Annotated in this window: 21 protein-coding genes and 1 tRNA gene; 15 read left to right on the top strand and 7 right to left on the bottom strand. The window is 48.6% G+C overall.

Translation table 11 applies throughout. The features are described 5' to 3' along the window. Positions 1 to 7: 7 nt before the first annotated feature. The 7 genes from HYX48_00350 to HYX48_00380 all read left to right on the top strand — a co-directional run bounded on the left by HYX48_00350 (position 8) and on the right by HYX48_00380 (position 6,769). The gene (locus tag HYX48_00350) at positions 8 to 802 is read left to right on the top strand and encodes a hypothetical protein (GenBank protein MBI2742353.1); all 795 of its coding nucleotides are present in this window, start codon (positions 8 to 10) and stop codon (positions 800 to 802) included. Beyond that, positions 786 to 2,708, top strand: a complete 1,923-nt coding sequence (gene thrS, locus HYX48_00355) for a threonine--tRNA ligase (GenBank protein ID MBI2742354.1) — start codon at positions 786 to 788, stop codon at positions 2,706 to 2,708. Before HYX48_00350 ends, thrS begins: the two co-directional genes overlap by 17 nt. A gap of 4 nt (positions 2,709 to 2,712) precedes the next feature. Further along, positions 2,713 to 3,465: a ParA family protein gene (locus HYX48_00360; GenBank protein MBI2742355.1), complete on the top strand. Its 753-nt coding sequence runs from the start codon at positions 2,713 to 2,715 to the stop codon at positions 3,463 to 3,465. Positions 3,466 to 3,476: 11 nt separating this feature from the next. Next, the gene (locus tag HYX48_00365; protein MBI2742356.1) at positions 3,477 to 4,208 is read left to right on the top strand and encodes a CT583 family protein; all 732 of its coding nucleotides are present in this window, start codon (positions 3,477 to 3,479) and stop codon (positions 4,206 to 4,208) included. Positions 4,209 to 4,212: 4 nt separating this feature from the next. Then, positions 4,213 to 5,649: an adenylosuccinate lyase gene (locus HYX48_00370; protein ID MBI2742357.1), complete on the top strand. Its 1,437-nt coding sequence runs from the start codon at positions 4,213 to 4,215 to the stop codon at positions 5,647 to 5,649. Between the two features lie 75 nt (positions 5,650 to 5,724). Next, a complete protein-coding gene (locus tag HYX48_00375) occupies positions 5,725 to 6,375 on the top strand; it encodes a hypothetical protein (GenBank protein ID MBI2742358.1) in 651 nt (216 codons plus the stop codon). 16 nt (positions 6,376 to 6,391) lie between these two features. Next, entirely contained in the window at positions 6,392 to 6,769 is a 378-nt protein-coding gene (locus tag HYX48_00380) for a hypothetical protein (GenBank protein ID MBI2742359.1), read from the top strand. 227 nt (positions 6,770 to 6,996) lie between these two features. Here HYX48_00380 and HYX48_00385 read toward each other — a convergent pair whose 3' ends face one another. The 3 genes from HYX48_00385 to ung are packed head-to-tail and all read right to left on the bottom strand — an operon-like array spanning position 6,997 to position 9,803. Then, positions 6,997 to 7,887: a 4-hydroxy-tetrahydrodipicolinate synthase gene (locus HYX48_00385; GenBank protein ID MBI2742360.1), complete on the bottom strand. Its 891-nt coding sequence runs from the start codon at positions 7,885 to 7,887 to the stop codon at positions 6,997 to 6,999. Further along, positions 7,884 to 9,119, bottom strand: coding sequence for an MFS transporter (locus tag HYX48_00390; GenBank protein ID MBI2742361.1), 1,236 nt, complete (start codon positions 9,117 to 9,119; stop codon positions 7,884 to 7,886). The genes HYX48_00385 and HYX48_00390 overlap by 4 nt, the downstream gene beginning before the upstream one ends. Beyond that, positions 9,120 to 9,803 (bottom strand): uracil-DNA glycosylase, encoded by a 684-nt coding sequence (ung, locus tag HYX48_00395; GenBank protein ID MBI2742362.1) that lies wholly within the window; start codon positions 9,801 to 9,803, stop codon positions 9,120 to 9,122. An 83-nt stretch (positions 9,804 to 9,886) separates the two neighbouring features. Between ung and HYX48_00400 the strand changes: the two genes are divergently transcribed. From HYX48_00400 to HYX48_00415, 4 genes are all read left to right on the top strand, one after another. After that, the gene (locus tag HYX48_00400) at positions 9,887 to 10,141 is read left to right on the top strand and encodes a hypothetical protein (protein ID MBI2742363.1); all 255 of its coding nucleotides are present in this window, start codon (positions 9,887 to 9,889) and stop codon (positions 10,139 to 10,141) included. Between the two features lie 9 nt (positions 10,142 to 10,150). Continuing rightward, positions 10,151 to 10,225, top strand: a tRNA-Pro gene (locus tag HYX48_00405). Positions 10,226 to 10,388: 163 nt separating this feature from the next. Beyond that, positions 10,389 to 11,198, top strand: coding sequence for a type IV toxin-antitoxin system AbiEi family antitoxin domain-containing protein (locus tag HYX48_00410; protein ID MBI2742364.1), 810 nt, complete (start codon positions 10,389 to 10,391; stop codon positions 11,196 to 11,198). Beyond that, positions 11,195 to 12,028, top strand: a complete 834-nt coding sequence (locus HYX48_00415) for a nucleotidyl transferase AbiEii/AbiGii toxin family protein (GenBank protein ID MBI2742365.1) — start codon at positions 11,195 to 11,197, stop codon at positions 12,026 to 12,028. Before HYX48_00410 ends, HYX48_00415 begins: the two co-directional genes overlap by 4 nt. A gap of 5 nt (positions 12,029 to 12,033) precedes the next feature. On the opposite strand, the gene HYX48_00420 is transcribed toward HYX48_00415, so the two are convergent. Further along, positions 12,034 to 12,495 carry a hypothetical protein gene (locus HYX48_00420; protein ID MBI2742366.1) on the bottom strand — a complete coding sequence of 154 codons (462 nt, stop codon included), beginning with the start codon at positions 12,493 to 12,495 and terminating at the stop codon, positions 12,034 to 12,036. Next, complete coding sequence (locus HYX48_00425) at positions 12,492 to 14,087, bottom strand: peptide ABC transporter substrate-binding protein (GenBank protein ID MBI2742367.1); 1,596 nt, start codon at positions 14,085 to 14,087, stop codon at positions 12,492 to 12,494. Before HYX48_00425 ends, HYX48_00420 begins: the two co-directional genes overlap by 4 nt. A 58-nt stretch (positions 14,088 to 14,145) precedes the next feature. Here HYX48_00425 and HYX48_00430 point away from each other — a divergent pair, with 58 nt between their 5' ends. Then, positions 14,146 to 14,931 (top strand): peptidoglycan endopeptidase, encoded by a 786-nt coding sequence (locus HYX48_00430; GenBank protein MBI2742368.1) that lies wholly within the window; start codon positions 14,146 to 14,148, stop codon positions 14,929 to 14,931. Here HYX48_00430 and glk read toward each other — a convergent pair. Beyond that, positions 14,915 to 15,886, bottom strand: coding sequence for a glucokinase (glk, locus tag HYX48_00435; protein ID MBI2742369.1), 972 nt, complete (start codon positions 15,884 to 15,886; stop codon positions 14,915 to 14,917). The genes HYX48_00430 and glk overlap by 17 nt on opposite strands. Before the next feature lie 66 nt (positions 15,887 to 15,952). On the opposite strand from glk, the gene recA reads away from it, so the two are divergent. Then, on the top strand, positions 15,953 to 17,008 hold the full coding sequence (gene recA, locus HYX48_00440; GenBank protein MBI2742370.1) for a recombinase RecA: 1,056 nt from the start codon (positions 15,953 to 15,955) through the stop codon (positions 17,006 to 17,008). 33 nt (positions 17,009 to 17,041) lie between these two features. Beyond that, positions 17,042 to 18,436 (top strand): sodium:solute symporter, encoded by a 1,395-nt coding sequence (locus tag HYX48_00445; GenBank protein ID MBI2742371.1) that lies wholly within the window; start codon positions 17,042 to 17,044, stop codon positions 18,434 to 18,436. On the opposite strand, the gene msrA is transcribed toward HYX48_00445, so the two are convergent. After that, positions 18,411 to 19,019, bottom strand: a complete 609-nt coding sequence (gene msrA, locus HYX48_00450) for a peptide-methionine (S)-S-oxide reductase MsrA (GenBank protein ID MBI2742372.1) — start codon at positions 19,017 to 19,019, stop codon at positions 18,411 to 18,413. The genes HYX48_00445 and msrA overlap by 26 nt on opposite strands. A 47-nt stretch (positions 19,020 to 19,066) precedes the next feature. Between msrA and msrB the strand changes: the two genes are divergently transcribed. Further along, on the top strand, positions 19,067 to 19,579 hold the full coding sequence (gene msrB / locus HYX48_00455; protein ID MBI2742373.1) for a peptide-methionine (R)-S-oxide reductase MsrB: 513 nt from the start codon (positions 19,067 to 19,069) through the stop codon (positions 19,577 to 19,579). Positions 19,580 to 19,581 lie beyond the last annotated feature (2 nt).

Here is a 19,581-nt window from a genome sequence, read left to right on the forward strand (position 1 = left end):
GTTTCCTATGAAAGTAGTTTATAAAGCAGCTCTCTTCCTGTTGATTTTTCTGGGTGTCGAGCGCTTCTGCCACTGGCAGACGGATGGCTTTGCGCTGCAGAAGGTACTTACTCGGATGGAGGGAGGGGCGCAGAAAAAAGCGGATCCTGTGGTCATCGAAGCGCTCTCTCAGAAATTTTTCTATCTGGCGAGCGGGGGCTCCTGCTACGCCTTTCAAAGCGCCGACGGAAAGTATGTTCTTAAACTCTTCAAACAGCACCATCTCCATGGGAAAAAGAGGGAGAGGGTCTTCGAAAGCTGCAAGCTCGCTTTCCAAGAATTTAAAGAGGAGACGGGTCTACTTTGCGTTCACCTAAATAGGGATGAGGAGCTCAAGACCTCCTTTACACTGGTGGATAAGCTGGGAATCGCCCACTTGCTCTTCGCAGACGATGTGCAATTTCTCCTGCAAAAAAAGGCTGAGATGGCCTATTCTCACATCGATCGTTTAATGGCTGAAAACAACATAGAAGGCGCCAAGAGGGCAGTCGATCAGATCCTTCTCCTGCCAGCGCAGATTGCGCGCAAGGGGATCAAAGATCTCGATCCGAATGTCAAAACCAACTTGGGCTTTATTGGAGACCGCGCGGTTAAAATCGATGTCGGCCCCTTTGTTAGAGATGCGCGTTTTACAGATGAAAGATATGTCGGAAAGCAGCTGGTAAAACCAAAAAGGCAGCTGCAAAACTGGTTGAAGAGCCACTATCCGGAACTCTATCAATACCTTAAAAATCAGGATTCCAAAGATGAAAGTCTACGTTGATGGCAAAGAAGTTGAGATCGCAGAGGGCGGCAGCGGCCTGGATCTAGCTGAGAAGCTGAACCGAAGAGGTCCGAATGAATCTCTAGCGATGAACATCAACGGGACCCTCTACGATCTACCACACCCCCTCAAAGAGGGAGACAAGGTCATCCTTCTCAATTTTGAAGATCCGCAGGGCAAAGAGATCTTCTGGCACACCTCGGCTCACGTGCTCGCTCAAGCGATTCTTCGCCTCTTTCCAAACGCAAAACCGACGATCGGCCCTCCAATTGAAAATGGCTTCTACTACGACTTTGCCGATCTCATTGTTTCAGAAGAGGATTTTGAGAAGATCGAAAAAGAGGTAGAGGCAATTCTAAAAGAGAACTTCCGCACCAAAAGACAGGTCTTCAAAAACCGCGAAGAGGCGCTCGCACGCTTCCCAAACAATCCTTACAAGCGCGAGCTGATCGAGGGTTTTGAGGGAGAGATCTCGGGATACACACAAGGTGAGTTTTTTGACCTGTGCAGAGGACCCCACCTTCCAAGCCTTGGAAAAATTAAAGCGTTCAAACTGCTCAAGACATCAGGAGCTTACTGGAAAGCGGACTCCAAGCGCGAGATGCTCACTCGCCTCTACGGGATCTCCTTCCCAGATAAAAAAGAGCTGAAGGAGTACCTGACAATTCTGGAAGAAGCAAAAAAACGCGACCATAAGATACTGGGGCCTAAGCTCGGCATCTTCGCCATGATGGAGGAGTCTCCTGGCATAGCCTTCATCCTTCCGAAGGGGATGATCATGTGGGAGCGGCTGCTAGATTTCTGGCGCAAGATCCACCAGAGAGCGGGCTACGTCGAGATTAAAACACCACAGCTGATGGGTCAAGAGCTCTGGGAGCGCTCCGGCCACTGGCAGTTCTACCGAGAGAACATGTACTCGTTCGAGATCGAAGAGCGCCACTTTGCAATTAAGCCGATGAACTGTCCAGGCTGCATGCTCTACTTCCGCTCTCAGAGCCATAGCTACCGCGAGCTCCCTCTGCGCGTAGCAGAGATTGGTCACGTACACCGCCACGAGCCTTCAGGATCGCTGAACGGTCTCTTCCGCGTGCGAGGCTTCCACCAGGATGACGCCCACCTCTTCATGCGCCCCGAGAGCATCAAAGAGGAGATCTTAAGAATTGTTGCGCTGATCGAAGAGATCTACGGAACCTTCGGCCTTCCCTATCGCCTTGAACTCTCGACACGCCCTGCGAAGAGCATCGGGACCGATGAGGAGTGGGAGCGCGCGACAAATGGATTAAAAGAGGCTCTCGACGAGTGGGGTCAGCCCTACAAGATTAATGAGGGAGACGGCGCCTTTTATGGACCCAAGATCGATATTCATATTCGCGATGCGCTCAATCGCTCTTGGCAGTGCGGCACTGTGCAGCTAGATATGTCTCTTCCCGAAAAATTTGAACTGGAATATATGGATAGCGATGGCCATCACAAACGACCAGTGATGCTGCACAGAGCGCTATTCGGTTCGATAGAGCGGTTCTTGGGGATTCTGATCGAACACTTCGTGGGCAAGTTCCCACTGTGGATCTCTCCTCTACCCGTTAGAATTATCACTGTGGCCGATAGGCATAGTGAGTATGCGCATGAGCTAGCAGAGAAGATTAGAAAGGCTGGTTTCCTTTGTGATGTTGACGATTCAAACGAGTCCGTTAATAAAAAAATCAGGAATGCACAGCTTATGCAAATTAACTACATGCTCACAGTAGGCGATAAAGAGATCGAAAACGGTACAGCTGCAATGCGCACACGAGACAACGTGGTGCATGGCGAGATCCAGATCGATAGCTTCTTGCATAGTTTGCAAAAAGAGCAGGCAGAGCGCGCTCTTCACTCTCCCTATTCGACACAGGTAAACGCTGGGTAAAAGGATGAAAAGAATCGCTGTCAGCAGCTTTAAGGGAGGAACCGCAAAGACCTCCACGGCCCTTCACCTCGCTTCTGCTCTTGCGCGTTTTCATAAGCAGAAAGTTCTGCTTATTGATTTTGACGCACAGGCAAATTTGACCACGGGCCTCGGATATGATCCCGATGCCCAAGAGAGCATGGCGGCAGCGCTTCAGGGAACGAAGAAGCCTGAAGAGCTCATTATCAAAACGTGCGTTCCAAACATGCACCTTATTCCCGCAGACACCTGGCTCGAACGCGTGGAGGTTACGGGACCGCTTGCAGCGGATCGCTACTCCCACGAGAGACTCAAGCAGCTTCTCATCCCACTAAAGTATGATACGATCATCATCGACACTCCTCCTTCGCTCTGCTGGTTAACAGAGTCTGCGCTGATCGCCTCACACCACTCTCTGGTTTGCGCAACGCCCGAGTTTTATAGCGTGAAAGGGCTGCAGCGCCTTGCGACCTTCATCTCCAATATTGGGGAGAGACATCCCATGGATGTGATCGGCGTCGCTCTCTCTTTCTGGAACCCTAGAGGAAAGAGCAACAAGAGCTTTCTGGATGTGATTGAGACGACTTTCCCGAATAAGCTTCTGGATACAAAAATTCGACGAGACATCCGCGTAGCCGAAGCCTCTATCTTCGGAAAACCTATTTTTGACACCTCTCCTAAAAGCCGGGCAGCAGAAGACTACATGGGCCTCGCGAAAGAACTTTTAATACGGATGTAAAACGGTTTGACATGGCAAAAGTGAACTCCTTCCTCACAGAGCGACTGAAACAGGCCACCCAAAAATTTTCCAAAATGACAGCTCTGGCCGAGCTTTCAACAAAGGGCGATCTCTCGAGCTTTTCGGGGATCTTCCGCGTAACACCTCTTTCGATTCAAGAGCATGAAGCTCTTCAGGAGATTTTAAGCCAGCACAGCACTGAAGATGCAAACGTATCTGAAGACCTCATCGAGCTCTCGAAGATCACGACAGAGGTGAAAGCGATCAACAACCAGGCGGCCATTCTTCATGGAGAGCGGATCAAAAAGGCTCAACAGCTGCTAAAAAAATATCGCGACGGCGCTTTCAGCTCATGGCTTGTTGCCACCTACGGAAACCGCCAAACGCCCTACAACTTCCTCCAGTACTTCGAACTCTACGAGTCTCTTCCCCAGCCCCTTCATACCAAGATCGAGGAGATGCCTCGTCAAGCGGTCTACGCGCTTGCAAGCAGAACCGGCGCCGAAGAGAAGAAGAGAGAGATCATTGAAAATTACAAGGGCCAGCCCAAGCAGGAACTCCTCTCTCTAATTAGGCAGACCTTCCCACTTGCAAAAGAGGATAGAAGGGCGCAAGACCTTGCAGATCTAGCGATTAGCTCACTTGCCCGCTTGCAAAAGCTATTTCGCGATCCGCAATTCTCTCCCTCGTCTAAACAGAAACGAGAGATTCAAGAGCTTTTAAACTCCCTAATTTCTGGGTAGGTTCATGTCCTCACACCGAGTTTATGAGAGCCCGCTTGCCACCCGCTACGCAAGCCCCGAGATCTCCTTTGTCTTCTCTCCTGAATTCAAATACACAACATGGCGACGCCTCTGGATCGCCCTTGCTAAAGCAGAAAAAATGCTCGGCCTTCCCATCGCAGACTCTCAGATCCAGGAGATGGAGAAGCAGCTGCGCCATATCGACTATAAGAATGCCGCGGAGCATGAGAAGCAGCTCCGCCACGATGTGATGGCGCATATTCACGCATTTGGCGATGTCTGCCCAACTGCTAAAGGGGTTATCCACTGGGGAGCTACCTCCTGCTTTGTTACCGACAACACCGATCTGATTCAAGCTTATGAGGGATTGAAGATCCTGCGAGGCAAGCTGGTCCATGTCATCCGCAACTTAAGCCTCTTTGCAAAAGACCATGCAGCTCTCGCCTGCCTCGGATACACTCACTTGCAAGCTGCTCAACCGACAACCGTTGGACGCAGGGCTGGCCTATGGATTCAAGATCTTCTCCTGGATCTAAAAGATCTGGATGCACTTCTAAACGACTTCCCCTTTCTAGGAGCCAAGGGAGCGACCGGAACCCAGGCCTCCTTTCTCTTCCTCTTTGAAGGGGACCAGTCGAAAGTAAAAAAACTCGACGAGCTCATCGCAAAAGAGATGGGATTTTCCAAGCTCTTCTCGCTTTCCGGCCAGACCTATACCCGCAAACAGGACATGAGAATCATTTCAATTCTCTCTGGTATAGCCGCATCTGCCCACAAGTTCGCAACAGATATGCGCCTCCTCGCCCACATGAGAGAGCTAGAAGAGCCCTTCTCTTCGAAACAGGTCGGCTCATCAGCGATGCCTCACAAGCGCAATCCCATTCACTCGGAAAGAATCTGCGGCCTCGCCCGCTTCCTCCTCTCTCTCGGAGAGAACCCCTCCTACACTTTTGCCACTCAGTGGCTTGAGCGGAGCCTCGACGACTCCTCAAATCGCAGACTCGCCTTTCCCGAGGCCTTTTTAACGGCAGATGCAGTGCTCAACCTTCTCGCTAGCGTCACTTCAAAAATTGTCGTAAACCCCAAGATCATTCAAAAGAATCTGAATGAAGAGCTCCCTTTCCTCGCCACAGAGACGATCCTGATGGAAGCTGTGAAAAAAGGAGGAGATAGACAGAAGATCCATGCTCGCCTTAAAGAGCATGCACACCAAGCTGCACTGCAGATAAAAGAGGGTGGGGACGCCTCCTCTCTCCTACAGGAGATCTCGAAAGATAGAGAGATCGGCCTTACCCAAAAAGAGATCGCAAATCTCTGCCGCATCGAACTCTTTACCGGTCGCGCTAAGGAGCAGATCGAAGAGTTCCTTAAAGATGAGGTCGCCCCCATCTTAAAAAAACACGCCGACCTCAAGCCCTCTCTGCCGCCTCTCGAGATCTAATACGATTTGAAAAAAATATTCACACTCTTCTAAACTCTCTCCTTTGTTAAGAACATGTTAACCAAGGAGCCGATTATGGCATCTCCAGTTTCATTCGATATTGATGCAGATGTGTTTGTGCAACTCTCCTCTACGAGAGTTAGCGAAGAGAATCTCCGCATCCCAACCAGCTTAGGCAACCTAGAGGTAAGACACAACGGCCGCGATTTTTTTGTAATTAACGAAAGAGCGGAAAGTTTTTTAATTCCGCGAGCAAATCTGTCTAGCGAGCTTCGTGGAATTTCGGCAAGTGAACTGCAAAAAAGCCTGAGTGTTGGCTATCTCAGGTTAAAAAAGAGCGGGGAAGAGTATGGTCTTGAGCTCAACTACCGCTTGCCTGGAGGAGGTCCCCTTGCAGGATGGATCGGCTACTGGGGCACAAAAGCGATCTGTTACGGAGCGGCTATTGCAGCCGGCGCAGCGGCAGTTATAACAACTGGAGGAGCGATAGCAGGCGCTGGGGGAACAGCTCTTACAGGAGGTCTGGTAGCAACGGCCTCAACAACAACAGGTACTGCCTTCGTCGCAGGTGCAATCGGCTCCCTGCCTTCTGCCACTCTGCTTGCAACGGAAGCTACTGTTGCTACAGTCTCGAGTGCGGGAGGTGTCGCAGGCGCTGTTACCGCTGTAGAATCTGCTGCTGGTTTCATAGGGACAGGCCTACTTTGCTGCCCTTGGCTTCCTTGAAACAGGACATACAATTATGACTAGCACAGCCAGCTCAACAAGAGCGCGAGAATTTGCGCTTGAATCCTCTTTCAAACACATTAAAACAACTTTGCCAGAGCTTGCAAAAAGTTGTGCCAAAGCAAAAGAAGAGGATCCAGAATTATTAAATGAGATTATCGACGCCGTTCGGAACCTGCCCGCAGTCTTAAACTTAGAGCTTGATAAACACTACACCCACTACTTTGCTTGGGATGTCTGGCGTAAATTCCATCAGCCAGGTCTTGCCTCAAGAGCAGCTACAGCAGCTGGGAATGTTGTTATCTGCTTGCTGCGCCTACGTCCCTCAATAGCTCAAGATTTACAGCGCAGTGATGATAGGACTAGAGAGTGGCTTTTACGATCTCGTCTCTAAGAGGTTTTTAACGGAAGAGCGCTCGGAGAAGAAATGGACTTTAATGGACGAGCACGGACAGAAAATGGACAAAAAACGGACACGCGCTGAAGAAAGAAAGAGTGGACTTAGCTTCTTTCTCTCTTGCCAGCCTGTCCGTTTCCCGTCCGTGCTCGTCCATTAATGTCCGTTGCTGTCCATTTTCTCCGGCGGGCCTCTTCTCCGCGCGCGCTCCCACTCCGCTTCACTTAAGGTTTGAGGCATCCTCGGAGGTTGCTGAGTAAAACAGCTTTACTTAGCACTTCTGAAACGCGCAGCTTTGTCGACTCTTGGAGTTCAACAAGGGGAAGGCGGAGATGAGGCAGGCACTTGCCCATCAGGCTAAGCGCATACTTCACTCCGGAAGGATTTGCCTCTAAAAAGAGAACCTTGCAAAGGGGAAGATAGCGTAAGAAGAGCTCGCGCGCTGCTAAGACATTTCCCTCTGACATGAGTGTAATGAGCTTTTTCCATTCGCGAGGAATTAAATTCCCCACAGTGGAAATGACTCCAGCTCCGCCTGCTGCAAGGGTCGCTAAAGTGAAGGAGTCGTCGCCGGTAAAGATCGATTTCTTTGTCAGTTGGAGAAGCTCCTGCATCAGATCTAAATCGCACGAGGCCTCTTTAACTGCAACGATCTGCTCGATCTGGCAGAGCTCTGCAATCTGGGCTCCAGTAAGCCTTAATCCTGTTCTTACAGGATGGTGGTAGAGAATGATGGGAAGCTCTGCCTTTGCCACCTCTTTATAGTGGGCTACGCAACCTGCAAAAGAGGGCCTGTTGTAGTAGGGGACGATGACCATGCAGCCATCTGCTCCGCATCCCTTCGCCTGTTCGGTTAGAGAGAGGCTCTTGCGCGTATCATTGGATCCTGTGCCTGCGATAATCTTAACCCTTCCATTTGAAATCTGGACGGCAAGCTCAATTATTTTTCTCTGCTCGGCTTCAGAAAGGGTAGGAGCTTCTCCAGCTGTGCCGCACACGATAAGGCCGTCTGTGCCCTCTTGGATCTGCCACTCGATGAGCTCTTGAAACGCCTCTTGATCGAACTCTCTCGCCTCAGTAAATGGCGTAGGAACCGCGACAAATGCTCCTCTCATAAAACCTCTCTTTGTTTCTTCTGCAACCATAAAATAAGAGCCCCAATAATTGCCATGACTCCCCCAAATACAATTGCAAGGGAGGGGAGAAGCGCAGCAAATGCGGCTCCAATAACTGCTGCAAGGAGCTCAGCAAACACCTGCACCGAGGTGAGAGTGCCCATCGCTTGACCCTGAGCCTCAATACTTGCTGCATTCGATACGATCACACTGGCATTTGTGAGTGTCATAGCTAAAAGAGCTCCAACGAGAGGAACTATAAACATCACTCCCGATATCGTTGAAGGCAGGACGATTGCTATAAACATGACTCCAAGAAGAGGCGTGAAAAGAATCGCGGCTTTTCTAGATCCAAGTTTCTGCGAAAAGCGCGCAGCAAAAAAGAGAAGACAGAGAGCGAAGGCAATAGAGTTGTAGACCATGACATAGGCGAGCTGCGAAGAGGTGAAATCAAAAACCTGTTCCAGATAGACGGGGAAAAAACGAAAGAAACTAAAGGCTGCAAGCGAGATGAAGAAATTGGCTATATATAAGGTGCGTAGTGGCTGTTTTACAAGAATAGAGATCTGCTCTTTAAGAAAAGGACCCGGCATATCTAGCGTGATCATCCTCGTCTCTTTTGATCCGAAATAGATGATGACAATACCGACAGCTGTCATCGCAGCAGCGATCCAGAAAGGGGTTGCGAAGGTAAACCAGCTGACCAGAGTCGGATCGGCCAGAATCCCTCCCAAAAAAGGTCCGACGATGAAACCGATACATACAAAGAGGTTGATCCAGCCAAAGTGAAAAATCTTATCTTGGGGATTTTCATTTCGAGTTAGATCGGCAATTACCGCTTGAGCAATCGCGATGTTTCCTTCAAAAAAACCGCATAGCAAGAGACCAACAAAGATCCCTTCGATTATAACAAAGGAGGTTGAAATAGCTGTGATGATATATCCGATTGTCGTGCCTAAAAGGGTGATCAAAATGATCTTCTTTCTGCCGTAAATGTCAGAGAGGCGTCCAAAAAGGGGAGAGCCGATCAACTGCCCAAGCGGATAGCAGGTCATGAGAAGCCCAAGAATCATCATCTTTCTCTGCATTGAAAAAGTTTCAGGCAGGATCGACGCGACTGGATCCAAAAACATCGCCGGAAAAATCGGCAGCGGCAGAGAGAAGCCGATGAAGGCGAAGAGAACGACGATCGCATAGGGCAGAAGCTGCCGTTTAAATGGAGGTAGCATCATTTAATCTAATTTCCAATCGATAGGAGTTTTACCAAATTTTTTTAAGAGGGCGTTGATCTGCGAGAAGTGCTTGCATCCCAAAAATCCCGCATAAGCAGAGAGAGGTGAGGGGTGAGCTGCCATCAGAACTGCGTGCTCAACCTTCTGGTGCCGTTTGATCTTCTCATACTTCTCATGCGCTGATCTGCCCCAGAGAACAAAAACGAGAGGATCCTCTCTCTCGATAAGGCGCATGACCACCGCATCGGTGAACTCCTCCCATCCTCTGCCATGATGAGATTTAGCCTGCCCCGCGCGCACTGTTAACGTCGCATTCAGAAGCAGAACCCCCTGCTTTGCCCACGACGAAAGACACCCATCCTTGGGAGGGGAGATCCCCAGATCGCTCTCTATCTCTTTAAAAATGTTTTTTAAGGAGGGAGGCTGAGGAATTCCGCAGGGAACGCTGAACGAGAGTCCGTGCGCCTGCCCCTCGCCATGATAGGGATCCTGCCCCATGATGACGACCTTAGTCTGAGCAAAGGGAGTCTGACGAAAAGCGTTGAAGACCAGCGGCTCTGGCGGATAGATCACCTCTCCACTAGCCTTCTCTTTTTCTAAAAATTTCTTAAGCTCTTGGATATAGGGCTTTGCGATCTCGCTCTTAAGCGCTGCATGCCAACTTGGCTCTAGGGTCATATTCATTGATGCACCTATTCTCTAACTTGACAGAAACCTTCTTCAGCCTCTACGCTCTCGCACAAACTAATATTCGAGGTCCCACTAATATGCACGACTTGGCAGAAAATAATCTAATCCGTTTTAAGAACATCTCTAAGAAAAAAGAGACGATGTTTGCCAATTTCAAAGTGAAGGGAGTCCGTGGCGGGGTCAACTTCACCGCTTCGATCTCTGTCGACATCTCTGCTGCTGAAGTTCACGCAGGGGATGTTCTCGAGAAAATTATCGAAGAGTGCGCGCGCATTGGAGTTAAAGAGTTTAAGCGCTCTGAATTCCAATTCGAGGGCATCACAACTATCTAATCTTTCTATCTGGGTGTAGCGCAGCTTGGCTAGCGCACAAGCATGGGGTGCTTGGGGTCGTAGGTTCGAATCCTATCACCCAGATTCTTTTCACTATCATATTCATCAAAAAGGCGAAAACTTAGGTATATTGGAATCACCAATAGTAGACTAAAATGCTATTTTCTTGTTTAAAATATACCATTAAGGTATATCTAAATCATGAATAACATGCTTTTTAGTGTACTATTACTGCGTTGGATGTACCATGGATGAGCTGGCTGGGCTAGGCAAATTATCTCGCAAAAGACTTTCAGACGTACTTCGCAATTCAAAAGGCTGTATATCAGTAAGTTCGGTAGCAGAAACATTAAATGTCCCAAGGAAACAAGCAAGGCTATACTTGTCCTCATGGGCAAAAAATGGCTGGCTGCGGAGAATTCGGCGAGGACTATATTGCCCAGTAGATTTAACCGCCGAAACTCCCGATGAGGTCCTTCTTGACCCCTGGGTGATCGCATCTCAGGTTTTCTCTCCCTGTTACATTGGAGGATGGTCGGCAGCCAAGCATTGGGATCTAACAGAACAAATTTTCGAATCAACCATTGTTCTCACGTCACGACGTTTTAATCAAAATGAACAGTCTCTCGGAGAGCTGACTTTTTTGATAAAAAAATTAACACCCGATAAAATGTTCGGCATAAAAGGCATTTGGAAAGATCAAATCAAAATACAAGTGTCGGATATTCATAAGACGATTATCGATATCTTCGATGATCCATCGCTTGGAGGAGGAATTCGCTCTGTAGTAGACTTTTTCCAAAAATATCTATCTTCGAATGAATGCGACCTGAACGTGTTGATCCAATATGCAGAAAAGATGAACAACAAAGCAATTTTCAAGCGTTTAGGGTTTGTATTATCAAAACTAAAGCCCGATGAGACTCGTTGGATTACAAAGTGCCTAGAACATTTGAGCCAAGGAAATTCACAATTAGACCCAGCATCAAAAGGAAAGCGCCTCATCAAAAGGTGGAGATTATGGATTCCTGAAGGATTAGAGGGAGGATTTCGTTGATCAATAAATTTGAAATTGCTCGAAAAGCAAAAGAGAGCGGATTGCAATCCTCCACTATTGAAAAAGACTACGTTTTGGGATGGATACTGATTGGCATTCAGAACCACCCACAGACAAGAGACTCATGGGTTTTTAAAGGGGGTACATGCCTTAAGAAGTGTTATTTCAACAAGTATCGGTTTTCGGAGGATTTAGATTTCACTCTGCTGGATTCTCAACAAATAAAAGAAGAAACGCTAAGACCAATCTTAAAACAGATCGCACAATGGATCTATGAACAGTCTGGGATCGAAATCCCTGAAAACCAGATCTCCTTAGATCCGCATCGCAGTCTAACTGTGCAAGGCAAGTTAGCGTACCGAGGCCCCCTGAAGCAACCAGCTCCCTATCCTTCTATCAAATTGGATCTCACAGCCAATGAACAAGTTGTGCTTAGGCCAGAAAAGAGGATTCTTTTTCACGAGTATTCCGATTGCCCAATCGAAACACCACGAATTCTAAGCTATTCATATGAAGAAATTTTCGCTGAAAAATTGCGAGCTTTGGCAGAGAGAGCACGGCCCCGTGATCTCTATGACATTGTCCACCTTTACCAAGAACGTCATCGACTGACCGACATAGAAAAGCTCTTGGAGTCCCTTCAGGGCAAATGCGCCTTTAAAAAGATGCCCATGCCCAATCTAGTGACAATTGAGCAACATCCTCAAAAAGCGGAGTTTTTGTCTGAATGGAAAAATATGCTCCATCATCAGGTGAAAGATCTCCGACCTTTCGAGTATTTTTGGGAACATTTGTCCGATATTTTCTCGTGGATTTACCACTCAAAATGATCGATTTAGTATTTGGGAGGGCCGACAGCGTCCTGCTCGCGCTTCGCGTCGCGCTCGAAGAAGGCTTCGTGCTCTTCTGGCTCTTGCTGCTCTTTCTTCTTCACGAGCTTGCACTGGCGGGTACCGGCACAGCCTTTAGCAGTCACGGTATTGCCAGTGTTGACGTATTCGCAAAAGGAGAAGTCATTGCCATCCATGCAGTACCAGAGGACGGTGTAAGGTGTTTGCGACTTAGAGGGCTGGTTCTGGTAGATGTTCCCCTTTTGCAGATTCCCGGTGGTATCGTATTGATCGGTCCAGGTGGTCGACTGGTTGGGTTCGATCATCATCTCTCCCAGGTTGTTTCCACTGCTTCCCCGCACAACGGCGCGAAGTTTAGTAGGGCTGTCATTGACAAGACGAACCGAAGATGCAAAGGCCGAGCTGCCGCTCAGTAGCAGAAGCGAAAAAAATAACGCCTTGATCATTTTTGTTCCTCAAAGTAGGCCCATTTAAAGTCGATATGCCCCATTGAAGTGAGGACGACCCCTTGTAAATTCTTGTTTTTAAGATAGAGAAGCGTCGAGTGGAAGATAGGGATCATCGGCATCTCATCGACAAGGATTCTCTCACTCTGGCTTAGAACCTCGTGGCGCTGCTCTGGATCGAGAAGCTTCGAAGAGGTGTCGAGCAGCTGCGCAAACTGGGGGCTCTCCCACTGGGTATTGTTGGTACTTGCTTTCTTATACTTGAAGATCTCCAAGAAGTTGATAGGGTCGTTGAAATCGGCGATCCACGATCCTGAACAGAGCTGGTAGTCCTGTTTTGAGATGCGATCGAAGTAGATCTTTCTTTCTACAGCTTCGAGCTTTACGCGTACTCCAAGAGCCTCAAACCACTGTTGCTGCAAGGCTTGCGCTAGAAGATGGTTGCGCTCGCTCTGCACGTAAGTCAGGGTGATTTCGGGAAACTTCTTTCGCTCTATCCCTAGCTCTTTCAAGCTCGCGTCGAAGAGAGAGAGGGCCATCTTTCCATCGGCATCTTGAAAGTAGGGCTCTTTCTGAAGATTGAGGGCAACGGGAACAAGCCCTGTTGCGGGAATTTGGTTTCCTTGCATCACGTGTTCGATGATCGATTGACGGTCGACAGCGAGAGCAAATGCCCAGCGAATCCAAGGGTGGTTAAAGGGGGGGCGATCGACGTTTGCTCTGAGAAAGTGCGTTCCTAGAATCGGTTTGGTTTGAAGGATCTTCTCATTTTTAAGCTCTTTGAGCGCGTCGACAGGAAGCGTGGAAAGCGGAGAGCCCGCCCAATCCAGCTCCTCTTTTTCGAACATCTTGAGCTCTGTCTCTTCGCGCACCATCACGATTTCAATCTCGTTTAATGAGACGGCATCTTTGTCCCAATACTTCTCATTTTTTCTGACTTTTATCAGATCGCGGTGCTTGAGTTCTGTAAGAAGAAAAGGCCCATTGGAAACGTACGTTTCAGCTTTCTGCATCCATGTGGGATCCGTCTGATCGACCCTCTTATTCACGGGATAGAAGCAGGGGGAAGCGAGAAGCTGCAGTAGATAGGGAGTGGGCTGTTCGAGCTCTATTTTTAACTTTAGAGGATCCACAACTTCTATGCCGATCTCGTCAAGAGAGACCGCGCCCTGCTTGGCAGCTTTTCCATTTTTAAGTACATAGAGCTGGAAGGCGTAGTCTGCAGGAAATTGCGGATCTAAAATCTTCTTCCATGTGTAGGCAAAATCCTCCGCGGTAACAGGATCGCCGTTAGACCAGCGAGAGGGGCGTAGGTGGAAGGTGTAGGTTTTTAGATCTTCGGAGACCTCTATTTTAGAAGCGAGTGCAAGCGCTGGCTTCTCCTCTTTATCTATGCGCGTTAAGCCTTCGAAGAACATGCGCATCACGGCCCAATCGTTCAGGTTGCGGGCGGCTCTTGGATCCAGAGTTTGAGGATCTTCAGCGAGATTAATCCTAAGGGCTTGCCTGTTCTGCTGCTTTGGAGAGGGTTGACAAGAAGAAAAAGAGAGGGCCACAATAACGAATAAGACTAGATCCCTTGGCTTCAGCATCGATCGACCTCATGATTTTTGCTGCAGTGTAACCCTGAATCCGATTTTTTCATAGACTATGAATCCGTCTCGAAAATTTGCTATCGCCAGATTTCCCACGCCAATTCTCAATACTCCTCGCTTTCGCGACGTTTTTTGCCAGGCGCTTCCTCTAGACGAACAGGGGCTCCTGCGCGCCGTCGAAACCGTAGCTCTACCTCAGACAAAATTTGAACTCATCGAGCAGTGTGCCGGCCATATTTTACGCGTTAAGACCGCTGACTATGAGGGCGGCGATCTTTTTGTGGATGAGAGATTTCTTACTCCCGCAGATTTCAAAACTCCAGAAAGGAAGAGGATCTGGCCTAACCCAGAGCTTATCCTGCATAGAATGCGCAGCCTGATTGGATCCATGTATGTCTGGGGAGGAAGCTGGCCCTGCATTCCACAGATGCTCGACTTCTACCCTCCAAGGGCCCTGCTAAATGAAAAATCTTTAAAAACCTGGATCTTTCAGGGCGTCGACTGCTCCGGACTCCTCTACTGGGCAACAGATGGCTGCTCGCCGAGAAACACCTCTGAGCTTGTCACTTTTGGAAAGAGCCTGTCTATAGATGGAAAATCCCCTAAAGAGATTCAAGCGATGCTTAAGCCTCTTGACCTCATCGTATGGAAGGGGCACGTGGTGATCGTATTAAATTCTGCTGAAACAATTGAGAGCCGGGGAGGCTTTGGCGTCGTGAAGTGCGACCTGCTCGCTCGTCTTGAAGAGGTCTTCACCGGACACAAGCGCCGCCCTGTCAACTTCTGGGATAACACCCTAGACCCAAAAGATCTTCGCTTCGTCATCAACCGCTTCCTCTAGCGTAGCTGGCGGCGCCGAGGAGCGCTGTGTTCTCATTTAACACAATTGTAATGGGAATCTGTGAGAGGAGAGGAGCAAAACGACCTTTAGCGCAGAAAGATTCGACGAATTTACCCTCTTTCATGAACTCCAAGATCTTCGGCACGATCCCGCCTCCTAGATAGATGCCATTTACAGCGAGAAACTTAAGAGCGAGATTTCCCGCAGCGCCTCCATACATCGAACAGAACCAGGTTAGAGCGCGGAAGCAGGCGCCGCACCCTCTCTTAACCGCAAACTCGGTCACGACCATCGGTGGATCCTCTTTCTGCATACGCTCTCTCACCTCCGGATCCTCTTTTTCAAGACCGGTATCGATGAGGAAGCGGTATATATTATAGATGCCGGGCCCAGAGATGACCCTCTCATAAGAGACGTGTCCAAATTGTCCATGCAGATAGCGCCAGAGGTCAACTTCTAAGTCGTCGCGCGGTGCGAAGTCGGCATGGCCCCCCTCCGTAGCAAAGGGAGTATGCCTCTTTCCATCCCAGAAGAGCCCAGCCTCTCCCAGACCCGTTCCTGCAGAGATGAGAGCAGCATTTCCACTCTGCCGCTTTCCCTCGTTTAGCACGCGAAGCTCGGACGGCTGAAGGCGGGGAATTCCGTAGGCGTTTGCTTCTAAATCATTGATTAACCAGACCTTATCTATTTTTAAATGCTCTGCGATCTCGCTGCTCTTCACAATCCAAGGGAGGTTTGTCGCGCGGCAGACTCCATTCTCAACAGGCCCTGCAATTCCGACGCACGCCTTCCGGATCTTGCCCTTATAATCTTTGAGGAAGAGGTCGATAATTTGAGATAGGCTCTGGAAATCTTTGCTATGATACTTCTCATGGCGCAGCATTTTAAGCTCTCCTTCACTTGGAAAGAGCGACACGTGCGTCTTTGTTCCGCCGACATCTCCTGCTAAAATCATCCTTCTACCTCTTTTTTGCTCCTTATAGCATAATGAGCCTATCCAATAAAAGAAGGAGAAGGTCTCATGTCAAACGACAACGCTAAGAAGAAAGCTTTAGAACTCGCTATCTCACACATCGAGAAGCAGTTTGGCGAAGGCTCGATCATGACGCTCGGCAAACACTCGCTGAGTCATGAAGTGAGCGTCATCAAAACAGGAGCGATCTCACTGGATATCGCCCTTGGCATTGGCGGCATTCCAAGAGGAAGAATCATCGAGATCTACGGTCCAGAGTCTTCTGGAAAGTCCACTCTCGCAACCCACATCGTGGCAAATGCGCAGAAAAATGGCGGAATAGCAGCTTACATCGATGCTGAGCACGCGCTAGACCCCTCTTATGCAGGAAAAATTGGCGTTAACCTAGACGAGCTTCTACTCTCTCAGCCCTCTTCAGGAGAAGAAGCGCTTAACATTACAGAGATGCTCGCAAGATCCAATGCGATTGACGTCATCGTGATCGACTCCGTTGCTGCTCTCGTGCCAAAAAGCGAACTCGAAGGAGAGATCGGAGACTCTTTCATGGGCCTGCAAGCGCGCATGATGTCGCAAGCGCTCCGCAAACTCGCTGCTACCCTCTCTAAGAGCAATACATCCGCGATATTCATCAACCAGATCCGTGAGAAGATCGGTGTGATGTTTGGCAACCCAGAGACAACAACTGGGGGACGCGCTCTTAAATTTTACTCCTCTATCCGTATGGATATCCGCCGTATCGGCGGGATTAAGGGAGCCGACAATGCTGACGTGGGAAATCGCGTGAAAGTAAAGGTCGTCAAAAACAAGATGGCCCCTCCCTTCCAGACAGCAGAGTTTGACATCATGTTCAACGAGGGAATCTCTCGTATCGGTTCGCTTATCGATCTCGGCGTTGGATTCAACATCATCGAGAAAAAGGGAACCTGGTTTAGCTTCAAAGGTCAGCGCCTTGGCCAGGGAAGGGAAGCCGCGCGTGAAGAGATGAGAAAAAATCCAAAGCTCTGCGATGAGATTGAGACTCTGATCATGGCATCATCTTCAGAAAAGGGAGGTCTTCCTCAGAAAGAAGCCCCAGAATCTGCTGCTGAACTCGCTGAAGTCTAAGAGCTCAAGCGGTTACCGTTTTAGAGGTGAGATATGACGATCTTCGACTTTATTGCATTTGGTTCGATTATCCTCCTTCTCGCCTCTGTTGGCATCTATAAGTCTAGAGCGATTCGCTCTGAATCCTCCTACCTATTTGGAGAGAGAAAGATAGAGTGGGCAGCTCTCACGGCAACACTTGTCATGACTGAATTTAACAGCGCCACCCTAATCTCTTTCTCCTCATTGGGATATGCAGCGGGATTCTGGGCCCTAATCATCCCATGTATTTTTCTTATCGGCCTTCTTTTTTATGCCCTTACGGTCGCAAAAAAGTGGAAGGCCTTTGATGGCGTCTCAGTAGCTGGTTTTTTTAGCCAGCGCTACGGGGAGGGCCTAGGCAGATTTGCAAGCCTGCTACTGCTACTTGCGATGTCGGGATTTAGCGCTGCCTACATCAAATCATTGTCTCTTTTGTTTCTACCGCTCTTTCCTCAACTGAACCAGTGGCTGCTCAGCACGCTTCTTCTTTTAATCATTTTTCTCATGAGCCTAAGGGGAGGTCTTCTCGCAATCATACGCACCGATCTTTTAAGCCTCCTTCTCATGGTCTTATTTTTTCCTCTTGTAGCGCTATTTATGTGGAAGAGCCCCTCTCTTCCAGATCCTTCTTACTCTTTACCCTCTCTAGCTGAATCTCAAGCTATACTACCCCTACGTTTTGTCTTTTCTCTGACGATCTTGACGATGTTCACGTATATTCTTGCCCCCTGGTACGGGCAGAAGATCTTCGCTGCAAAATCTGGCAGAGTAGCCTTTTGGGCAGTAGTCTCTTCGGCTGTTCTTGTTTTTCTTCTGTATAGCTCTGCCATTCTATCCACAGCATTTTTGCGCTACCGGGGCTTCTCTTTTCACTCATCCGAGCAGGCTCTTCCTTATCTAATCAATAAGTGCCTACCTCTGGGAATAAGGGGAGCAGCCTATGCGCTTCTCTTTGCAACTTCTGCTACAACTCTTACGGGGGTGTGGAGTGCAATGTCGGCTATGTGGATTGGGGATTTCTTAAAACAGCACTCTTCAGAAAAGCAGCGCGACTACAAACGAAGCGCAGTTGCGACCCTATGTTTTGCAGCGATCTCCCTTCTATTGGCAAATACTCTTGTTGATCGCGTGTTTGATAAGCTGATCTTGGCAAATATCCCCATTGCCGCTCTCTCCTTTGGGCTGCTCGCAGGATTCTACTGGAAAAGAGCATCTCGTTTAGGAGCCTATCTTAGCATAGCAATGGGGTGCGCGACAGGAGTGGGATTCTATCTGATTTATGGAGAAGCAGGAGGCTATACCTGGTACTGGGCAGTTTTAGGAATTCCTCTTACATTTGCAACCGGTATCGCCACCTCTCTTCTACCATCCAAAAAGCTCTCTACTTCTTACCCCAGACCTCTTTGAGTCTCTGATCGCGTCCACAATTGTAACGGTAAAATTTATACCGCCCGGGATTCTTCTTGTAATACTCTTGGTGGTACTCTTCGGCTGGATAAAAAGTCTTAGCAGGAAGAATTTCAACGAGAATCGGCTCTATTTTTTTAGACCGGATTAGCGCTTCTTTGTACTGATCAGCCAACCTCTTCTGTTCTTTATTATGGTAGAAGATCACAGGCCGGTACTGGGATCCCGAATCACAAAACTGTCCATCGTCTCTTGTGGGATCGATATTATGCCAATAGACGTCGAGAAGCTGCTCATAGCTGATTTTTTTAGGATCATATTCAACTCGAACCGACTCTACATGCCCCGTACCGCCTTTTGACACTTCTTCGTAGGTCGGATCGGCTTTAACGCCCCCAGTGTATCCCGCCGTTGTGGATACCACGCCTTCAACATCGTCAAAATCGTGCTGCATGCACCAGAAACAGCCCCCTGCAAATGTCGCTGAATCTAGCTTCTTAGGGGCGTCTTGCTCCGCTGCACTTGCTAAACCGAACACACTGCAAAATATAAAAATTACAGTTTTTATAACGTTCAATTTCATCTTCTTACCTTGACAAGATGTTTAAAAAATGAGACTAAAACAAATATATGCGCAAAATAAAACTTCTTATCTTGTTGTTTGCTTTTTTTATTAATACGTCGACACAAGGCGTATGTCAAATCCAAACTACTTCTCAGGAAGAGTGCCTACCTGAGTATCGCTTTGACGGAGAAAAACTCGTTCTCACAGAGCAAGAGTGGAGAGCCCGCCTGAGTCCAGAACAATTTAAGGTGCTGCGGGAAAAAGACACTGAGCGGCCTTTTAAAAACGCCTATTTCGATAATAAAAAAGAGGGTATTTATCTTTGCGCGGGTTGCGAACTCCCTCTATATAGCTCTAAAGATAAGTATGAATCCGGGACTGGCTGGCCAAGCTTTTCTAAGCCGATCTGCCCAGAAAATGTCTCCTATAGTGAAGATCGATCGTTCTTCAGAACGCGCACTGAGGTTCATTGCAGCAGGTGCGAAGGGCACATAGGCCATGTTTTTGATGATGGGCCCCCACCTACGGGAAAGCGCTACTGCATGAATTCTGCAGCCTTAAAATTCATTCAGAAGTAGGC

Source organism: Chlamydiales bacterium, assembly GCA_016185065.1.
GTDB lineage: Bacteria > Chlamydiota > Chlamydiia > Chlamydiales > Rhabdochlamydiaceae.